General features: G+C 65.7%; 1 protein-coding gene. It reads left to right on the top strand.

The genetic code is table 11. The annotated features are described in order from the left end of the window. Positions 1–2,069 (top strand): carboxyl transferase domain-containing protein (locus tag WAN71_RS25925; protein ID WP_422228067.1); only part of this gene is annotated, 2,069 nt, incomplete at both ends.

Here is a 2,069-nt window from a genome sequence, read left to right as displayed (position 1 = left end):
CGCGCGCTGGCCCTTGGCGACCGTGACTGCAGCATTCAGCGGCGCTACCAAAAACTGGTCGAAATCGCCCCGGCGCAAGGTATTTCCACCACGCTGCGCCGTGACCTACACCGGGCCGCGGCTCAGCTGTGTGCACACGTCGACTACCGCGGAATCGCCACGGTCGAGTTTCTGGTGGCGGGTGAGCAGTTCGTTTTCCTCGAAGTCAATCCCCGGATCCAGGTGGAGCACACTGTGACCGAGGAGGTCACCGGGATCGACCTGGTCGCGGTGCAGCTACGAATCGCCAGCGGCGCATCCTTCCACCAACTGAGATTGCCGGCCGGCATCGTCGCCGACGGCAAGGAAGTGATCGGTGCGCCCGCCGCGGTGCGCGGTATCGCGATCCAGACGCGGGTCAACATGGAAACTCTTGCACCCGACGGGTCGGTCATACCCACCGCGGGCACCCTCACGGTGTTTTCGCCGCCGAGTGGACCCGGTGTGCGCGTCGACACCTTTGGTCGCCCCGGACTGACGCTGAGCTCGCGTTACGACTCGCTGCTGGCCAAAGTGATCACCCGGGCGCGCGGATCGTCGTTTTCGGCGGCGCTGCGCAAGGCGCAGACGGCGCTGGCCGAATTCGGTATCGAGGGGATTCGCACCAACATCGGATTCTTACAAGAGATCTTGTCGCACAGTCAAACTCACTCAGGTCCGGTCACCACAGGCTTCGTTGACGAAAACCTGCCCGCCCTTGTCGGTGCTGCGCAGTCTCGGCGCCATGAGACCCGAGTCGCGCCGCTCGAACTGTATCCGGGTGAGGAGGTGCTGCGCGCACAATTGGCGGGCACCGTGGTCGAGGTAGCGCCGGAAGGCACCGAGTTCGCGGGCGGCGCGCAGTTGGTGGTGCTCGAGGCGATGAAGATGCAGCATGTGCTGCCCGCTCCGGACGCGGTATGCACAGTCCGGACTTTGGTGACTCCGGGGCAAGTCGTCGGGACCGGAGATCCGTTGGTGGTCTTCACCCGCACCGCCGCAGGCGCAGGCGAGAAGGGTCTTGGCAGACTTGCCGATCTGGACCTGGATCGAGCGCGTGCCGATCTGGACGAGGTCCATCGCCGTCACCTGCTCACCCTGGACGAGGGTCGTCAAGAGGCAATTACCAAGCGGCACAAGCAAAATCGTCGCACCGCCCGAGAAAACATCGCCGACCTGGTAGACCCGGGAAGCTTCGTCGAGTACGGTGCGCTGACGCTGGCGGCGCAGCGCAGCAGGCGTTCCGAGGACGACCTGATCGCCAACACCCCGGCCGATGGTCTGGTGGCCGGGCTGGCGACAATCGGCGGAGCCGAGACAGTGGTGCTGTCCTACGACTACACCGTGCTCGCCGGCACACAGGGCATGCGCAACCACGCCAAAACCGACCGGGTCTTCGACTTGGCCGCCCGCAGAAAGCTGCCGGTGGTGCTGTTCGCCGAAGGTGGCGGTGGCCGACCCGGTGACACCGACCTCGCCAACATCGCCGGTCTGGATGTGCCGACCTTCCGCACACTGGGCGCACTCAGTGGCCAAGTGCCGCTGGTGTCGATCGTCTCCGGGCGTTGCTTCGCCGGCAATGCCGCCTTGGCCGGCACATGTGACGTGATCATCGCAACCCCCGACGCCAACATCGGCATGGGCGGTCCGGCCATGATCGAAGGCGGCGGACTCGGCGAGTACCGACCGGAGGACATCGGGCCCATCGACGTCCAGCGGCGCAACGGGATAGTTGGCCTGGTCGCGCGCGACGAGGCGCACGCAGTGTCGCTGGCCAAGCACTACCTGTCGTATTTCCAGGTCAAGCTTGACGACTGGGCGGCCCCCGATCCACGGCGGGCGCGACATGTGGTGCCGGAGAACCGGTTACGGTCCTACGACGTGCACCACGCGATCGAATCGGTCGCTGACATTGGATCGGTCCTGGAACTACGGGCCGACTACGGAGTCGGAGTGGTCACCGCGCTCGTCCGCGTCGAAGGCGCGGCGTTCGGATTGCTGGCCAACAGCAGTCATCATCTCGGCGGGGCCATCGACGCCGAGGCCGCGGA

The organism is Mycobacterium sp. (assembly GCF_049280035.1).
Taxonomy (GTDB): domain Bacteria; phylum Actinomycetota; class Actinomycetes; order Mycobacteriales; family Mycobacteriaceae; genus Mycobacterium.
This window is presented reverse-complemented; position numbering and strand designations above follow the sequence as displayed.